The following is a 15,650-nucleotide window of genomic DNA, read 5'->3' as shown; positions in this document are numbered from 1 at the left end:
CCGAAGTTCGTGGGGTTTCTTGCAGCCGTTTCGGGCCGAAAGCTGAAAATCAGCTTCCGACGACCTCCAGCTTGAACTTGGCGGTCACGTCGGGATGCAGGTTCACGACGATGTCGTGCTTGCCCGTGCTCTTGACGTGAGCCTTCGGCAGATCGATGCTGCGCTTGTCGACGACCGGTCCACCGGCAGCCTTGAGTGCAGAAGCGACGTCCGACGCGGTGACCGAGCCGAACAGCTTGCCCGAGTCGCCGGCAGTCTTGACAGACAGCGTGACGGACTCGAGGCCCTCGATGGCCTGCTTGAGCTCGTTGGCGTGCTCGAGGCCGCGAACGGCCCGAGCTTCCTGAGCGCGGCGAATGCCGTCGACCTGCTTCTGAGCTCCACGGGTGGCCTGGATGGCCAATCCGCGGGGCAGCAGGAAGTTACGGCCGTAGCCGTCCTTGACCTCTACGGTGTCGCCAGGCGCACCGAGGTTGTCCACATCAGCGGTGAGGATCAGTTTCATACCAATCGCCCCTTTCTATCGAGCCGTCGCGGCGTAAGGCAGCAGTGCTACCTCACGCGAGTTCTTCACGGCAACGGCCACGTCACGCTGATGCTGGACGCAGTTGCCGGTGACACGGCGAGCACGGATCTTTCCGCGATCGCTGACGTACTTACGCAGCAACGTCGTGTCCTTGTAATCGATCGCCGTGTTCTTTTCCTTGCAGAAGGAACACGCCTTCTTCTTGAGCACCTTGTCGCGCAATGGCGGTTTGGGCATGGGTCTTTCTCCGTTACATCTGGTTGTTCTCGATCGAAGGATCTAGAACGGTGGCTCTTCGTCTCCGCCACGTCCGCCGAAGGAGCCCGACGCCGCCGGGGCACTGCCCCAGGGATCGTCTCCACCGGAACCGGAGTTGGACGAGGAGTTCGAGCGGCCGCCGCCCGATCCGCCGGAGGAACCCGAGCCGGAGTTGAAGCCGCCTCCGCCGCCACCTCCACCGCGATTGGCCTTGTTGACCTTTGCGGTGGCGTAGCGAAGTGAAGGTCCGATCTCGTCGACTTCGAGCTCGACGACTGTCCGCTTCTCACCCTCGCGCGTCTCGTACGAACGCTGCCGCAGCCGTCCGCTCACGATCACTCGTGAGCCTCGGGTCAGACTCTCGGCAACGTTCTCCGCTGCCTCGCGCCAGATGTTGCAGCGCATGAAGAGCGCGTCGCCGTCTTTCCATTCGTTCGTCTGACGATCGAATGTGCGCGGGGTGGATGCAACCGTGAAGTTGGCAACTGCCGCACCGGCGGGGGTGAATCGAAGTTCTGGATCAGCCGTCAAGTTTCCGATGACGGTGATGACGGTCTCGCCTGCCATGGTTCCTCTTTCAGTAGTAAGCGTTGTGAGTGCCAGCCTAGGGCCGGACACCGACAATTACTTGCCCTGTCGCAGGACCTTCGTACGCAACACGGACTCGTTGAGTCCGAGCTGACGATCCAGCTCGCTGACGGTGGCAGGCTCGGCGTTGAGGTTCACAACGGCGTAGATGCCCTCGGCATGCTTGAGGATCTCGTAAGCCAGACGACGCTTGCCCCATACATCGACCTTGTCGACGGTGCCGCCATCCTTGCGAACGACGTTGAGGAACGTATCGAGCGACGGAGCGACAGTGCGCTCGTCCAGATTGGGGTCGAGAATGACCATCAATTCGTAATGACGCATAAGACCTCATCACCTCCTGTGGACTAGTGAAAACGGCCACGGACTATCCGTGGCAGGAGGGTCGTTGCGTCAGCAACCCCTTGAAGATACACGACAGGGCCCTGACCTGCTAATTCCCTCTGGGCGCACAGTCGGGCATTCGCTCGTCATACTCTTGCACCATGCGATCCGGGGTCCGCGCCAGTCCGACGACGGTTGTCGTGGTCGTCGCGATGGCAGCAATCGGGTTGATTCTGGGATATCTGAACAAGGCCCGCTGCGCCGTCGCACCGTTCGACGAGTCCGGACGCAGCACGGTGTTCGACGTCATCAAGGACTCGTCCGTCTGCTACTCCGACATCCAGTTCCTGTGGCTCGGTCGCGATATCGACAATCACATATTTCCCTACATCCACGGGGCAATCACGAGCGATGGAATCCTCACCGGAGGGACGGTCGAGTATCCGGTTCTGAGCGGTCTGCTGATGTGGCTCGGCGCGATCCCGGCCCACACCGACGCGCAGTTCCTGTTGACCTCGGCACTGATCCTTGCACCGTTCGGGCTTCTCACCGCCTGGATGCTCGGGCGGATGGCCGGCTGGCCGGCGCTGCTGTGGTCCATCTCCCCACCCCTGGTGATGTACGCCTTCCACAACTGGGAACTACCGGTCGTCGCCTCTGCGGTAGGTGCGATCTTCGTCATGACATTGCCGATTGCATTGCGGCGCAAGGCAATTGTGGCTTCGGGACTGCTGGCGATCGGATTCTGCCTCAAGATCTATCCGGGCGCGTTCGTGCTCCCGCTCATTGCCTATGTCGTCACCGGCGGAACGAACGGTCGAGAAAAACCGGAGACCGTCCGTGGCCACTACGACATACGCGGCGGCCTGCAGGTCGCGGGAGCCGCGATCGCCACCGTCGTCGCAGTCAACCTGCCGTTCGCCGTCATCGGTTACGAGGGCTGGCGCGCGTCCTTCACCTTCCAGTCGCTGCGCCAGGCGGATCTGACGACAAACTCCATCTGGTACTGGGGGCTGCGCCATCTCTATGTCAACGACCGCATGACGCCCGACGCGTACAACGACGCCGAAGCGTCGTTCCAGAAAGTCGTCGACGTGGCGTCGCCGCTCCTGGTGTTCGTCGCGTTCGCGCTCGCGCTGTGGCTCGGCTTCCGGCGCGCGAACGTGATCGGCACGTATCCCTGGGTTGCAGTGAGCGGGTCGATGCTGTGCGGCTTCATGCTGCTGCACAAGGTGCACTCACCCCAGTACACGCTGTGGCTGCTTCCCTTCCTCGTGTTGCTTCGGATCCCCTGGGGAATCGTCGCCGCGTACTTGATGGTCGATCTGTCGATGGGGATCGGCGTGTTCAAGTACTTCGCTGCGCTGGCCTCCGGCGTCGACGCCAACGACGAGGAATTCTTCGTCCTCGTCGGAGTCTGGGGGCGAGCGCTGCTGCTGGTGGTGCTGTTCGTGATGTTCGCCCGCGCTCGCCTGCGGTTTGCCCAACCGGGCGAAACCGACTCGGAGTCGGTAACGTCGCCTCGTTCGTCGACGACATCTGTGACGGCATCACCGAGGCACTAGAGCGTCGGTAGAACAGGGCGCTGGGGAAAAAGGGCGCAGAGCGGGGCGGGAACATGGCACAGGTGTCGCAATCTCAGGGAAGTACCGAGGACGGCACTGCCGCGGTACGTCGGATCGGTTTGATCGAAGACCACGAATCCGTCGCGCTCGGCCTCAAGGCCATGCTGGCGGACGAACCCGATCTCGATCTCGTGATCATGGCCTCCACCGTGGACGATTTGCTCGCCCACCGAGAGCAGCTCGACCTGGTGGTACTCGATCTGCGCCTCGGCGACGGATCGTCTCCGCGCTCGAACGTGGAACAGTTGCACGCCGCGGGATCACGAGTGCTGGTGTACACCGGTGCCGAGAACGCATTCCTGGTTCGGTCCGCGGCACGCGCGGGAGTGCTCGGCGTGGTGCGCAAGTCCGCGCCCGCATCGGCCATCGTGTCCGCGATCCGGCGAGCCGCGAGCGGCGGGCAGGTGGTCACCACGGATTGGGCCGCGGCGATCGACGGCGATCCGCAGCTGCCCGACGTCGGCCTGAGCCCACGTCAACGCGAGGTGCTCGCCCTCTACGCGTCGGGCGAGAAGGCAGGACGCGTCGCCCGCCTGGCCGGACTGTCGGAACAGACCGTGAACGACTACCTCGTGCGCATCCGCAACAAATACGCCGAGGCGGGGCGTCCGGCACCGACCAAAACCGATCTGTACAAACGCGCGGTCGAAGACGGGTGGCTCCCCATGCCCGAGCTCCCCTCGCAGGACTGATGACCGGTTGAAACGCGATTTATGACGCATCCTCGGAGTTGACGGTTCGAGTGCCCATAGAAATCAGGGCAGCGAGTCTGTGATCGACCTGTGAGAATGAGTTGACTCAGGTTTAGACCGTCTCAACCTGCCTCGGCCCTCGGGAGAACTGATGTCCGCACTGCTCGATCCCATGCCCTCGGAACACAGCGACTCCATCTCTGCCGCACCGCTCGCTCGCGGACTGATCAGCCTGGTGCCGCCCGCTGAGCAGAGAGACAAGTTCCCCACGCGGCCCGGCCTGACCGACCGTGAGATCGAGGTACTGCTCTGCTGGATTCGCCTCGACTCCAAGACCGAGGTCGCGAAGGCACTGTTCCTGTCGCTGGGAACCGTCAACACCCACTTGACGCGCATCCGCGCGAAATACACCTCTGTCGGACGGTCCGCCCCGACCAAGGCCGCCCTGGTGGCCCGGGCCCTGCAGGACGGACTCGTCGACATCTCGGAGCTGTAAGTCTTCGAGCTGTTGCGGTTCGAAGCGTAGGTCAGACGTGGACTTCGGTGTCCACGCCTTCGCTCTCGAGACGCTTGTTGCGTCGGATGCTGCTGATCAGTGCGGCACCGATGAAGAGGATTCCGACGAAGCCGGTGATCAGTTCGTTGATGTGAACGCCGATCGACACGAGCAGGATGAGGGCCAAGGCACCGATTGCCCAGTGCGCGCCGTGCTCGAGGTAGACGTAGTCCGACAACGTTCCCTTGCGAACGAGGAACACCGTGATCGAGCGAACGAACATGGCACCGATGAAGCCGAGGCCGAGCGCGATGATGATCGGGTCCGCGGTGATGGCGAAGGCTCCGATGACACCGTCGAACGAGAACGACGCGTCGAGGACCTCGAGGTAGAGGAACAGGAAGAAGCCGGCCTTGCCGGTCGCCTTCGCCAGTTCGCTCGGGCCGCCGGAGGACTCTTCGCCCTCTTCCTCGATGTGGAACAGTTCGCCGAGACCGTTGACGGCAATGTAGGTGATCATGCCGAGCACGCCGGAGACCATGACGGTGGAAATCTTGTCGTCCTCGGCGAGGAATTCGGCGCTGAGCACGAGCAGCAGGCCCGCGACGACAACGGAGAGCTGATCGAGGCGACCGATCCGGGCGAGAGGCTTCTCCAGCCAGCTCAGCCACGTGATCTCGCGATCTTCGAAGATGAAGCCGAGGAAGAGCATCAACAGGAACATGCCGCCGAACGCTGCGATCTGCGGATGCGCGTCGGTGAGGAGCGTCTCGTAGCTCGGCGAACCGTCCGGGAAGGTTGCGGCACCGTCGGCGGGCGGGTTGAGAGCCAGGTCGATGGCGGCGACCGGACCGAGGCCCGACGCAGCCCAGACGATGACCAGCGGGAACAGCAACCGCATGCCGAACACGGCGATGACGATGCCGATGGTGAGAAAGATCTTCTGCCAGAACTCACTCATCCGTCGCAACACGGTGGCGTTGATGACGGCGTTGTCGAAGGACAGGGACACTTCGAGCACACCGAGGATGAGGACGAGAATCATCGCCTCGAGTCCGCCGTACAAGAAGGCCACGATGACGGACACGATGGTGACCGCAATCGACCAGCCGAAGATTCTCATAACCACGTCAGTGGCCTTTCTGGCTAGGAGCAGAGCCCGCAGGCGCGACCAAGTTGGGGGACGAAACGGAAAAACCCCCGCCCATCATGAATGACGAGGCGGGGGTATCCCCAATCTTGGGAGTGCCTTTACTAGACGTTTACTCCGAAGTCCCGGGCGATGCCTGCGAGTCCGGACGCGTAGCCCTGGCCGACTGCGCGGAACTTCCACTCCGCGCCGTTGCGGTACAGCTCGCCGAAGACCATCGCGGTCTCGGTCGAGGCATCCTCGCTGAGGTCGTAGCGAGCGAGCTCGGAGTTGTCGGCCTGGTTGATGACGCGAATGAACGCGTTGCGCACCTGCCCGAACGACTGCGAGCGAGCGTCCGCATCGTAGATCGACACGGGGAACGTGATGGTCTCGATCTCCGGCGGCACAGCGGCGAGATCGACCTTGATCTGCTCGTCGTCTCCGTCGCCTTCACCGGTCGTGTTGTCCCCGGTGTGCTCGATGGAGCCGTCGGGAGACTTCAAGTTGTTGAAGAACACGAAGTGCCCGTCGCTCAGGGCCTTCTTCGTCGAGTTCAATGCGATGGCGCTGGCATCGAGGTCGAAGTCGGTGCCCGTCGTCGTGCGGATGTCCCAACCGAGGCCGACCACGACCGCGGTCAGGTTCGGTGCTGCCTTGGTGAGCGAGACATTGCCACCCTTGCTGAGGCTGACGCCCATTGAGAGGTCCTTTCGCAATTGGTTTCCCGTTACGGGTACAACCGTAGTGGGAATGTCCGGTTTCTGGACGTACTCGACCAACGAGCGCGGTGATGCGGAGGTTCCCGTCGGTAGTATCGAACAGGTGACAAGTCGCTGGCCTGGGGTGTTTCGCCGAGGTTCCGAATCGGACGCCGCCGCGCGTCGTTCCCAGGACGCCGCTGTCGCCGCCTTTCTCGACATGGACAAGCGACAGTCCATCGCATCCGCCGGCGTCGAGGCATCCACCGCGCTTCGTCCGGAGGACGGACTCGCCCGCCGATGGTTCGATACCGAGAAGCTGTGTTTCGACGCGGGAGCGGCGTATCTCGCTGCCGTCGAACAGTTCGACGGAATCACCACTGCCGCCGCGAGGTCGGCATTCGACAACGCGACGCGACTGCTCCACGACGCCAGTGTCGCCGTCGACCGTTTCTACGAGGCTCATCGCGGCACTCTCGAGCACGCCTCGGCACAGTTCGCGGCCACCCCACGCCTGGTGCAGGACGCACTGGCCGAGGCGGACGCTGCGCGGTCCACCGTCGACGAGCAGTACGCCACCTATCCATCATTGCGGCAGGCCTGGAACGAACTGGACGCCGCCACAACACAATTGAACGATGTTCGACGGGATCCGCTGCGTGCGCGAGAGCAGGCTGCCGTCGTCCGGGACAGATCCACTGCGTTGCGCGAGGCGGTTCGCTCGGCTCCCGGACGCCAGCAGGAGGCCCGGACCGCACTGGTCTCGGTGCGGACCCGAATCGAAGCCGTACGAACGAGATCCGAGGGGATCGCGCCGGCCTTCTCGAGTTTGCTCCGCGAATTCAATGCCAAGAGCTCGGCAGATCTATCGCACAACGAACGATCGAGCACACGCCACATCGAACAGGCCGACGAGGATCTGCGAGCGGCCCGTTCGGCGCTCGACACGGGCAACCCCGAGCAGGCCTTGGATCTCGTCGCCCAGGCCCGGTCGCACCTGACCGATGCCGAGCACCTGGTCGATGCCGTCACCGATCGTGTTCGCCTGCTGCGCGCAGTCAAAGCCGATCCGAGCGAGACCGAGAGCAAGGTCCGGTTCAAACTTCGTGACGCTCAACAACTCGCGATCAATCGCGGTCTGGTTGCCGAATGGGGCTCGGTGCTGGATGCTCAGCTCGCCCGGATCGACAGGGCGAGCAACGCACTGACGGGTACCCATCCCGACTACTGGTCATATCTGCAGGATCTGGCTACCATTTCGGACTTCATCGCAGGCGTGATCGAACGCATGCGCAGCTAGCACCGACCGCATTCACACGAAGGATCATGGTGCAACACTTTCGCCATCTCGACGCCGACACCCGCGAACGCATGTTCTTCCTGCAACCGGAGGACATCGCGGTCAGCGACGGAAACAACGTCGTAGCAACAGCACTCGGTGCGACGCTGTACATTCCCGCGACCCGTGCGGACCTGACCGCGACGGTGCACAAGCGCACCGACGAGGGCGTTCGATCGATCGTGATCGATCTCGAAGATGCAGTCGCAGATCATAATCTGCAGTACGCGGTGGAGAACACCATCCGAACTCTGAACGAACTCTCGGGTTCGAATGCACTGGTGTTCGTCCGAGCCCGCACGGCCCAACAGATTCGGACGGTCTGCGCCGGTCTGGCTCCTGGGGCCGCTGGACTTGCCGGTTTCGTCGTACCGAAGTTCACCTCGGCAACCGGAGCCGAGTACCTCGACGAGATTCTCGCCGCATCCACCGCGCACGACACCCGCTTGTTGGCGATGCCGGTTCTCGAGTCGGCCGAGGTGGTCCACCGCGAAACACGCGACACCGAACTCGTTGCCATCCGGGAACTACTGGGAAAATACCGAGACATCGTGCTGGCCGTCCGCATCGGAGCCACCGACATGTGCGGCACCTTCGGCATTCGCCGCGACCGTGACCTGACGATCTACGACGTCCGCGTCGTGGCCGACGTCATCAGCGCGATCGTCAATCACCTGGGCCGCAACGACGGATCGGGATTCGTCATCACCGGGCCGGTGTGGGAGTACTTCGCAGACCACGAACGCATGTTCCGGCCACTGCTGCGCCAGACGCCGTTCGTCGACCAGGAGGCCGTGCGCTTCCGGCAGCAACTGGTCAGCAGCGACTTGGACGCACTGCTGCGCGAGGTCGCCCTCGACCGCGCCAACGGCATCCAGGGCAAGACGGTCATCCATCCATCCCACGTTCCTGCCGTGCACGCATTGTCCGCAGTGACGCACGAGGAATACCACGACGCCCTCGACATTCTGGCCTCCGACCAGGGCGGCGCGCAAGCCTCCGGCTACCGGAACAAGATGAACGAGCTGGGACCACATCGCAATTGGGCGAAACAGACGATGGTTCGCGCCCGGGCATTCGGGGTCACCAACGAAGGGATCACGTTCGTGGACCTCCTGACGGCGCTGGCTCAGCGATGACCGACAACCCGGCCGACGGCATCGCCCTGACCGACACCGGCTCCTCGTCGTCGTGGACGGCACGACAACTGGTGCGTCCCGGCCTACGCCGCAATCCCCGACGGGCACATCTGTTGGTGTCCACTGTGCTCGGCAAACACATACCCGTGGATCCGGACGTCGTCATCGGTGCCGGCGAAGAATTGGCCGACCTGGTCGCTGCGGCGGTCGGCGGCTCCGACGTCGATGTTCTCGGATTCGCCGAGACGGCAACGGGATTGGGTCACACGGTGGCAACCGCCCTCGATGCGCGCTGCTATGTGCACTCGACCCGCCGCACGGTACCGGGCATGACGGTGCACGGAGAGTTCGAGGAAGGGCACTCGCACGCCACCGACCATCTGCTGATGCCGACCTCGGCGGACCTGCTCGGCGGCGAACTACCCCTCGTTCTCGTCGACGACGAGATCTCGACCGGAGCCACCGCACTCGATGCGCTCCGCCAGATCCATTCCACGGCTGCGCGTTCCCACTACGTCATCGCATCCCTGGTGGACATGCGTACCGCCGAGCATCTCGACGCGACCGCAGCAACGGCCGCCGAACTGGGCGTCGTGATCGACAACGTCAGCCTCGCTCAGGGATCGGTCGAGCTGGCACCCGGGCTCGTGGAGACGGTACTGAACCTGCCCGATCCGACGTTCAATCCGATTGCTGCACAACCTGGTTCGGTACGCCGCATCGACGCGCACTGGCCCGCAGCTCTACCCGACGGCGGCCGCCACGGCTTCCTCGGGTCTGATGCAGCCGGGTTCGACGACGCGATCGAAGCAGTCGCGGCCACCGTCGACGCGTCGCTCCCCGACTCGGGTGCCGTCGTGGTCGTCGGCCACGAGGAGCTGATGTACCTGCCGTTACGCCTGGCGGCAGCGCTGCAACGACGCGGACACAGCGCACTGTTCCAGACGACCACCCGCTCGCCCGCCTACGTACTCGACGTGGCGGGCTACCCACTGCGCCGGGGCTTCGAATTCGCAGCACCCGAGGACGAATCCTCTCTGCGCTACCTCTACAACGCCGACGCGCCGGCCGACTCGACCCTGGTGTTCGTCGCCGATGCCCCCGCAGATACCGACGCACTCACCGCCGCGGCGGGGACACTCGCGGCGGCGGGCACCGACGTGCTGGTCGTGGTCGTCACCGGTGCCGATCCGCAGGCGCTCGAGATCGCCAGACGTGCCCGTCCGCTGCGTGGGCCCGAGTTCGGCTCGTACGCGCCGGACGAGGTGACCTGGCTACTCAAAGACCTGTCGGGGATCTCGCTGGAAGCGGCAACGGCGGAGCGCGAGAGGGCGATTCAGGCCGGCACGGCGCACTATGCCGAATCGCTGCCGGTCGAATACCAACCCGATCTCGCGTATCGCGAACTGTTCGAGAAGGTACTGCACGAGAGTGCGGCGCGGCTCGCGGTCGCCGTCGGAACCGTCACCGAGGTGGTGCTCGCCGAGCGCGGACACGACATCGTGCTCGCATCACTGGCGCGGGCCGGTACTCCGGTGGGAATTCTGATGCGGCGCTGGGCTTTCGCCGCCCACGGCATCGAGATACCGCATTACGCCGTCTCGATCGTGCGTGATCGGGGTATCGACAGCGTCGCTCTGCGCTACCTCGCCGAGCACCACGATTCACGCTCGGTGGTGTTCGTGGACGGCTGGACCGGCAAAGGTGCCATTGCACGCGAACTCACAGCGGCACTAAGCGACTTCCCTGGGGCGGACTTCGACGACGATCTGGCCGTGCTCGCCGATCCCGGACACTGCGCTCGCACCTACGGGACCCGAGACGACTTCCTCATCGCCTCGGCCTGCCTGAATTCGACCGTCTCGGGCCTCGTTTCGCGAACTGTACTCAACGACAGCCTCATCCGGCCGGGTGATTTCCACGGCGCGAAGTACTACGCAGACCTCGCTCCCGACGATGTCTCGGGGCACCTACTCGACGCGGTGACGGCTCGATTCGACGACGTGCGTGACGAGGTCGCGGAGACGGTGTCGTCGGTGCTCGCGTCCGACAGGACTCCCACCTGGTCGGGATGGGCATCGGTGGAGAAGGTCCGCCAGGAGTACGGCATCTCGCACGTCAACTTCGTCAAGCCCGGTGTCGGCGAGACCACGCGGGTGCTGCTACGCCGAGTACCGTGGCGCGTGTTGGTGCGCGACGCGAATGCTCCGGAGCACCAACATATTCGGATGCTCGCCGAAGCCAGGGGAGTACCGGTCGACGTGGTACCCGACCTCGCCTACTCGTGCATGGGTCTGATCAAGAACGTCTCCACCGAGGATGCCTCGTGAGCGCCCTCGTCGCCGTCGACCTCGATCGCACGATGATCTTCTCCGAAGGCGCGCTCGGTGTGCCCCTGGACGAGACGTTCGAGTGCGTGGAGGTGTACGAGGGCAAACCGTTGTCGTACATGAGCACTCGGTCGATGTCGCTGCTCCGCGGGTTGAGCGAGAGCGTCCCCGTGGTTCCGACGACGACGCGGACCATCGAACAGTTCCAGCGCATCGACTTGCCGGGTGCCCCGTGGCGGTACGCCATCACCAGCAACGGTGGCAACATTCTCGTCGACGGTGAGCCGGATACGGCCTGGCGCAAGGGCTTCGATCTGGACCTGGCCGGCATCGGCGCAGAGTTGAGATCGAGGGTCTCCGAAGACTGGGTGCTCAAATACCGCGAGGCCGACGGCCTGTTCTGCTACCTCGTCGTCGACGTCACCGCCGTCCCGCCGGACTTCGTCTCGGACTGGTCGCAGTGGTGCGCGGCACGCGACTGGAACGTCTCCCAGCAGGGTCGCAAGATCTACACGATGCCCAACGCGGTGTGCAAGAGCTCCGCCGTGGCCGAGGTCCGTGCCAGGCTGGTTCAGGACGGTTCCCTGGATGCCGAGGCCGGCGTGTTCGCTGCCGGTGACGGCGCACTCGACGCCGAGATGCTCATGGCCGCCGACGAGGCAGTTAGGCCGCGGCACGGCGAGCTCGAACTGCTGGGGTTCACCCGCCCCGGGTTGACCGTCACCGATTCCTCCGGCGTACGGGCCAGCGAGGAAATTCTCGAGTGGCTGCGGAACCGAACCACTGCGCACCGCGTCTAACAGTTCGTCGGGGGGACAGGCGCGTGGCAAGGGGTGGGCATGGCGAATCCGTACGAGGAACTCGAAGCGACGATCGACGGGATAGTCACCAACATATTCGTGACCCCGGTGGGGCCCGAGCTCGTCGGCACCATGCTCGGGGAGGCGTTCGAGAAAGCGAACGGGGCATTCGACTACCGCGGTGACTACGAACCCAACGAAGTGACGATCACCGAACCGTTCGAGGTGATGTCACACGAGGACATCGCGGGCATGGTCGGGTCGTTGGCCATCGGTCCCATTGCGACTTCGTCGAAGAACTGGAACGACCTCTCGGCCGCCGCCGGCTCCGGATCCGACGGCTTCCGAACGGGAATCGAGGCGGCCATGGCGTCGGGCTGGTCCGGGCCGATGTCCGACGCCGTGCGCGGCGGCGTAGGCGATTACGTCTCGTCGGCGTCCGCGCTGGCCACGTCGATGAGCCTGATTGGGAACAAGCTGCTCGAAGCACACGCGGGATTCGAGCAGACCAAGTCGAGAATGCCGCCGGTGGTCGCGTCCGAGGCCAGCACCCTGATCGGTTCCCTGCTCCCCGTTCCGTTCGCTACCAAAACGGCGACGGCAGTGCAGGAGGAGCAGCAGAACGAAGCGCGTCGCATCATGCGATCGGTGTACGTACCGGGCGTGGTGCTGTCTGACACCAACGTTCCGGTGCTGCCGACGGCGCACAATCCCGTCGACGGCGGAGGCGGTGGTTCCACCGGCGGCTGGGCAGGCGGTTTCCCGCCGGGCAGTTTCCCGGCCGCCAGTGGGAGCGGCGGTGCGACGTCCGGTGGGGGCGCAGGCTCGGCAGGAGCCGTCGATCCCGCAGCGCAGTCGGCTGCGCAGCAGACCGATGCCGGCACCGCGACGCCTGGACAATCGGGCCCCGGGCAACCGGGTTCGAGTCCATCCGGACCGCTGCCGCCTGCAGATCGGTCCGGGGAAACCCGGGCCGCCGCAGCCGGTGGCCCCGGAAATGCTCCCGGGGGACTCGGAAGCAACGTGGGAGGCGGCGGTTCCTCGGGGACAGGCTCCCCGGGTGCCGGCTACGGCGGCTCGGGCTACGGCGGCTCCAACTACGGCGGCTCGGGCTACAACGGATCCGGTGGCGGTGTGGGTTCCGGTACAGGTTACGGCGGCTCTGTTCTCGGGTCTCCGATCGGTTCCGGCGGTTCCAGCGGCGGCCCGGGCGGCACGAGTGCGGCGGCGGCCGGTCGAGCAGGGGCTCACGGTATGCCCGGAGTGGGCGGTATGGGCGCGGCGGGAGGTCGTGGCACCGGCGACAACGACGGCGAACACACCACTCCCGGCTACTTGATCGACGTGGGCAACGGCAGCGAACTGATCGGTGACCTGCCACTCGTCGCACCCCCGGTGCTCGGCGGCTGACGGTGACGCAGTGGACCATGCACGGCATGGATTTCGCGATGCTCTGCAGTCGATTCGGACGGGATCGGTTGCCCTACCCTCTGGCCGTCACCGTCGACGTCGATACCGAGGATCAGCTCCGACAGCTGCGGTGCGAAGCGTCGGCGAGGATCGACGCGCTGGTGGACGAGCGGCTCGAGGCAGCCATCGGAGTGGTGATCGACCCCGCTGTGCGCATCGAATGCCGAAGCGACACACACGACTTCGGGCACAGCCCGGTGCGCGTTCATGCAGCGGTGACCCACGATCTCGCGGTCGTCCTCACCCAACGACCTGGGCCGGACTGTTCGGTCACGATCGACACGGTGACCCCGGCATCTGCCCCCGTACGGATCGCCGAGTCCGTGCCGACCGTGCAGGCCGGACGCCGTGCGGCCGCGACCCTCGAACATCCCTGCACTGCAACCACATCGAGCGGAGCAATCCTGTCCACGGCCACTCGAAACGCGACTGCGGACGAGAAATTCGAGGCGTTTTTCGCCCGACCGCGATCGGCAGTCGGCGAGGTGATCGTCGCGCGCGGCGCCACCTACGACCACCGCCGCGATACCGATGCCGTCTCGTTCTTCTGGATGGACTTCGACGGGGACGGCCGCTACCTCGTTCGGTCCCACGCGTCGATCGACGTAGTACCCGCCGATTCCACCCGATTGGTCGCGGAAATCGGGCGGCAGTTGGAGTCGGCCTTACGCCGATGACACAGCCCACCCCTTGACACCGTATCGATTTTCGATAGGTTAACGATATTCGTTGTTATCGACTATCGATATGGAGGCGGCGGGATGGCATACGGACTGGGTTCCATGAGGACCAACAAGTGGGCGATGGTGTTCTACGGAGCACTGGCCGTGGGCTGGACCGGCTGGAAAATGTGGAAATACCACTCCTCGGACTACGTCAGCGCCACGGTCGAACCCGAGTGGAACACCCCGCCGGTGGAGTTGTTCGGAGGCCAGTTGCAACCGGGGAACTCGGTCGAGCTGAGCGTCCCGAAAGCCGAAATCGTACGACTGCTGGGCTTCATCGACGTGATGCGCTACGGATCCCTCGCCGTCGGACTGGTGATCATCCTGGTGGGCCTGCTGTTCTTCTACCGCTTCTGCGATCGCGTCATCGCCGGGAATCCCTTCACCAACGCCGCACGCACCGACGTCGTAGTGATCGGCGCGTGCATTCTCGCCTACCCCATCATCACTGGGTTCACGAACATGCTGGGCACCAACAGCGTCGTCGGTGCGCTCGAGCTGAGCGGGACCGTGGACACCGCTCGACCGGCCACCGGTCTCTGGATCGCAATCTTCGTGTCCACATTCCTGCAATTCGTCTACGCCACCATCGCCCAGGGCTCCAAGCTCGCTCGTGATGCCGATGGTCTGGTCTGATGGCCGAGGAGTTCGTCGACCATCTCGTCGTGTGTCATCTCGGCGAGATCCTCGAAGCCCGCGGCATGACGCTCGCCGAGCTGTCGCGTCTGGCGGGGGTCAGCGTCGTGAATCTGTCGGTACTCAAGAACGACCGCGCCAAGGCCATCCGATTCTCCACCTTGACCGCCGTATGCCGGGTGCTCGGCTGCACCCCGGGTGACCTGTTCGCCCTCCGCCAGATCTGACCGACAGGCCTTCGCGGTCACATCAGTCGGACAAATCGACCAAGTACATTGGATGACGGTAACCAGCACTTCGAGAGAGAGTCCACCACATTGTCTGCTCCGGCCGGTCAACCGTTGTCCAAGGGTCAGAACGGCCCCCTCACCGTCGGCGACGTCGTCGTGTCCATCGCCCTGGCAGTGCCGGCCGATCTGTCTGCACTTCTGGTCACCGACGCCGGAAAGGTGCGCACGGACGCCGATTTCGTGTTCTTCAATCAGCCGACCGGTCCCGGTGTTCGCCTCGAACCAGGGCAGGGCGGGCCGGCGCGGCTCGCCGTCTCGCTCGGCGCAGTTCCGTCCGACATCGAGCAGATCCGTGCGGTCATCACCCTCGACGACGCATCGAGCAACTTCGGCCGATCGGCACCCCCGGTCGCGCGAGTCAGTGACACAGCGGGAAATGTGTTGTACGAGTACACGATCGACGGCCTCAGCTCCGAATCCATCGTCATCGCGCTGGAGATCTACCGCCGCCAGGGGAGCTGGAAAGTGCGCGCCGTGGGGCAGGGATACGCGGGTGGTTTCGCTGCGTTGGTGACCGATCACGGTGTCTCCGTGGACGACGCGCCGGCTCCGGCACCCACCCCGCCCCCTGCACCGCCGACG

At 64.5% G+C, this 15,650-nt stretch carries 18 protein-coding genes; 12 read left to right on the top strand and 6 right to left on the bottom strand.

Features of this window, described 5'->3' with window-relative positions; genetic code table 11:
- Positions 1-49 precede the first annotated feature (49 nt).
- The 4 genes from rplI to rpsF are packed head-to-tail and all read right to left on the bottom strand — an operon-like array spanning position 50 to position 1,696.
- A complete protein-coding gene (rplI, locus tag CH281_RS25570) occupies positions 50-505 on the bottom strand; it encodes a 50S ribosomal protein L9 (protein WP_027495081.1) in 456 nt (151 codons plus the stop codon).
- Between the two features lie 15 nt (positions 506-520).
- The gene (gene rpsR, locus CH281_RS25565) at positions 521-763 is read right to left on the bottom strand and encodes a 30S ribosomal protein S18 (protein ID WP_027495080.1); all 243 of its coding nucleotides are present in this window, start codon (positions 761-763) and stop codon (positions 521-523) included.
- 42 nt (positions 764-805) lie between these two features.
- Positions 806-1,351 carry a single-stranded DNA-binding protein gene (locus CH281_RS25560; RefSeq protein WP_027495079.1) on the bottom strand — a complete coding sequence of 182 codons (546 nt, stop codon included), beginning with the start codon at positions 1,349-1,351 and terminating at the stop codon, positions 806-808.
- Between the two features lie 57 nt (positions 1,352-1,408).
- Positions 1,409-1,696 carry a 30S ribosomal protein S6 gene (gene rpsF / locus CH281_RS25555; protein WP_008711385.1) on the bottom strand — a complete coding sequence of 96 codons (288 nt, stop codon included), beginning with the start codon at positions 1,694-1,696 and terminating at the stop codon, positions 1,409-1,411.
- 161 nt (positions 1,697-1,857) lie between these two features.
- Here rpsF and CH281_RS25550 point away from each other — a divergent pair, with 161 nt between their 5' ends.
- The 3 genes from CH281_RS25550 (at position 1,858) to CH281_RS25540 (ending at position 4,509) form a co-directional block, all read left to right on the top strand.
- Positions 1,858-3,261, top strand: a complete 1,404-nt coding sequence (locus CH281_RS25550; protein ID WP_094695850.1) for a glycosyltransferase family 87 protein — start codon at positions 1,858-1,860, stop codon at positions 3,259-3,261.
- Positions 3,262-3,314: 53 nt separating this feature from the next.
- On the top strand, positions 3,315-4,013 hold the full coding sequence (locus tag CH281_RS25545) for a response regulator transcription factor (RefSeq protein ID WP_094644116.1): 699 nt from the start codon (positions 3,315-3,317) through the stop codon (positions 4,011-4,013).
- Positions 4,014-4,164: 151 nt separating this feature from the next.
- On the top strand, positions 4,165-4,509 hold the full coding sequence (locus CH281_RS25540; RefSeq protein ID WP_027495076.1) for a response regulator transcription factor: 345 nt from the start codon (positions 4,165-4,167) through the stop codon (positions 4,507-4,509).
- Positions 4,510-4,540: 31 nt separating this feature from the next.
- Here the strand turns inward: CH281_RS25540 and CH281_RS25535 are convergent, their stop codons facing one another.
- Both CH281_RS25535 and CH281_RS25530 read right to left on the bottom strand, forming a co-directional pair.
- Positions 4,541-5,638 (bottom strand): DUF475 domain-containing protein, encoded by a 1,098-nt coding sequence (locus CH281_RS25535; RefSeq protein WP_094695849.1) that lies wholly within the window; start codon positions 5,636-5,638, stop codon positions 4,541-4,543.
- A gap of 125 nt (positions 5,639-5,763) precedes the next feature.
- The gene (locus tag CH281_RS25530; RefSeq protein ID WP_027495074.1) at positions 5,764-6,339 is read right to left on the bottom strand and encodes a TerD family protein; all 576 of its coding nucleotides are present in this window, start codon (positions 6,337-6,339) and stop codon (positions 5,764-5,766) included.
- A gap of 220 nt (positions 6,340-6,559) precedes the next feature.
- On the opposite strand from CH281_RS25530, the gene CH281_RS25525 reads away from it, so the two are divergent.
- From CH281_RS25525 to CH281_RS25485, 9 genes are all read left to right on the top strand, one after another.
- On the top strand, positions 6,560-7,639 hold the full coding sequence (locus CH281_RS25525) for a hypothetical protein (RefSeq protein ID WP_094695922.1): 1,080 nt from the start codon (positions 6,560-6,562) through the stop codon (positions 7,637-7,639).
- 29 nt (positions 7,640-7,668) lie between these two features.
- On the top strand, positions 7,669-8,817 hold the full coding sequence (locus CH281_RS25520; RefSeq protein ID WP_094695921.1) for an HpcH/HpaI aldolase/citrate lyase family protein: 1,149 nt from the start codon (positions 7,669-7,671) through the stop codon (positions 8,815-8,817).
- A complete protein-coding gene (locus CH281_RS25515; RefSeq protein WP_094695848.1) occupies positions 8,814-11,147 on the top strand; it encodes a phosphoribosyltransferase in 2,334 nt (777 codons plus the stop codon). Before CH281_RS25520 ends, CH281_RS25515 begins: the two co-directional genes overlap by 4 nt.
- Complete coding sequence (locus CH281_RS25510) at positions 11,144-11,947, top strand: hypothetical protein (protein WP_057474576.1); 804 nt, start codon at positions 11,144-11,146, stop codon at positions 11,945-11,947. The genes CH281_RS25515 and CH281_RS25510 overlap by 4 nt, the downstream gene beginning before the upstream one ends.
- A 39-nt stretch (positions 11,948-11,986) precedes the next feature.
- Positions 11,987-13,357 carry a PPE domain-containing protein gene (locus tag CH281_RS25505; protein ID WP_094695847.1) on the top strand — a complete coding sequence of 457 codons (1,371 nt, stop codon included), beginning with the start codon at positions 11,987-11,989 and terminating at the stop codon, positions 13,355-13,357.
- Between the two features lie 2 nt (positions 13,358-13,359).
- Positions 13,360-14,094 (top strand): ESX secretion-associated protein EspG, encoded by a 735-nt coding sequence (locus CH281_RS25500; RefSeq protein WP_032370034.1) that lies wholly within the window; start codon positions 13,360-13,362, stop codon positions 14,092-14,094.
- 105 nt (positions 14,095-14,199) lie between these two features.
- Positions 14,200-14,778 (top strand): hypothetical protein, encoded by a 579-nt coding sequence (locus tag CH281_RS25495; protein WP_230592950.1) that lies wholly within the window; start codon positions 14,200-14,202, stop codon positions 14,776-14,778.
- Positions 14,778-15,005 carry a helix-turn-helix domain-containing protein gene (locus CH281_RS25490; protein WP_032370035.1) on the top strand — a complete coding sequence of 76 codons (228 nt, stop codon included), beginning with the start codon at positions 14,778-14,780 and terminating at the stop codon, positions 15,003-15,005. The genes CH281_RS25495 and CH281_RS25490 overlap by 1 nt, the downstream gene beginning before the upstream one ends.
- Before the next feature lie 90 nt (positions 15,006-15,095).
- Positions 15,096-15,650 (top strand): TerD family protein (locus CH281_RS25485; RefSeq protein WP_256984032.1); only part of this gene is annotated, 555 nt, incomplete at its 3' end.

The organism is Rhodococcus sp. 06-221-2 (genome assembly GCF_002258365.1).
In the GTDB taxonomy this organism is placed as follows: domain Bacteria; phylum Actinomycetota; class Actinomycetes; order Mycobacteriales; family Mycobacteriaceae; genus Rhodococcoides; species Rhodococcoides fascians.
This window is presented reverse-complemented; position numbering and strand designations above follow the sequence as displayed.

Excerpts from the sequence above, each read along its gene's own strand:
- rplI (WP_027495081.1), bottom strand. The coding sequence starts at position 505 with ATGAAACTGATCCTCACCGCTGATGTGGACAACCTCGGTGCGCCTGGC.
- rpsR (WP_027495080.1), bottom strand. The coding sequence starts at position 763 with ATGCCCAAACCGCCATTGCGCGACAAGGTGCTCAAGAAGAAGGCGTGT.
- CH281_RS25560 (WP_027495079.1), bottom strand. The coding sequence starts at position 1,351 with ATGGCAGGCGAGACCGTCATCACCGTCATCGGAAACTTGACGGCTGAT.
- rpsF (WP_008711385.1), bottom strand. The coding sequence starts at position 1,696 with ATGCGTCATTACGAATTGATGGTCATTCTCGACCCCAATCTGGACGAG.
- CH281_RS25550 (WP_094695850.1), top strand. The coding sequence starts at position 1,858 with ATGCGATCCGGGGTCCGCGCCAGTCCGACGACGGTTGTCGTGGTCGTC.
- CH281_RS25545 (WP_094644116.1), top strand. The coding sequence starts at position 3,315 with ATGGCACAGGTGTCGCAATCTCAGGGAAGTACCGAGGACGGCACTGCC.
- CH281_RS25540 (WP_027495076.1), top strand. The coding sequence starts at position 4,165 with ATGTCCGCACTGCTCGATCCCATGCCCTCGGAACACAGCGACTCCATC.
- CH281_RS25530 (WP_027495074.1), bottom strand. The coding sequence starts at position 6,339 with ATGGGCGTCAGCCTCAGCAAGGGTGGCAATGTCTCGCTCACCAAGGCA.
- CH281_RS25525 (WP_094695922.1), top strand. The coding sequence starts at position 6,560 with ATGGACAAGCGACAGTCCATCGCATCCGCCGGCGTCGAGGCATCCACC.
- CH281_RS25515 (WP_094695848.1), top strand. The coding sequence starts at position 8,814 with ATGACCGACAACCCGGCCGACGGCATCGCCCTGACCGACACCGGCTCC.
- CH281_RS25505 (WP_094695847.1), top strand. The coding sequence starts at position 11,987 with ATGGCGAATCCGTACGAGGAACTCGAAGCGACGATCGACGGGATAGTC.
- CH281_RS25495 (WP_230592950.1), top strand. The coding sequence starts at position 14,200 with ATGAGGACCAACAAGTGGGCGATGGTGTTCTACGGAGCACTGGCCGTG.
- CH281_RS25490 (WP_032370035.1), top strand. The coding sequence starts at position 14,778 with ATGGCCGAGGAGTTCGTCGACCATCTCGTCGTGTGTCATCTCGGCGAG.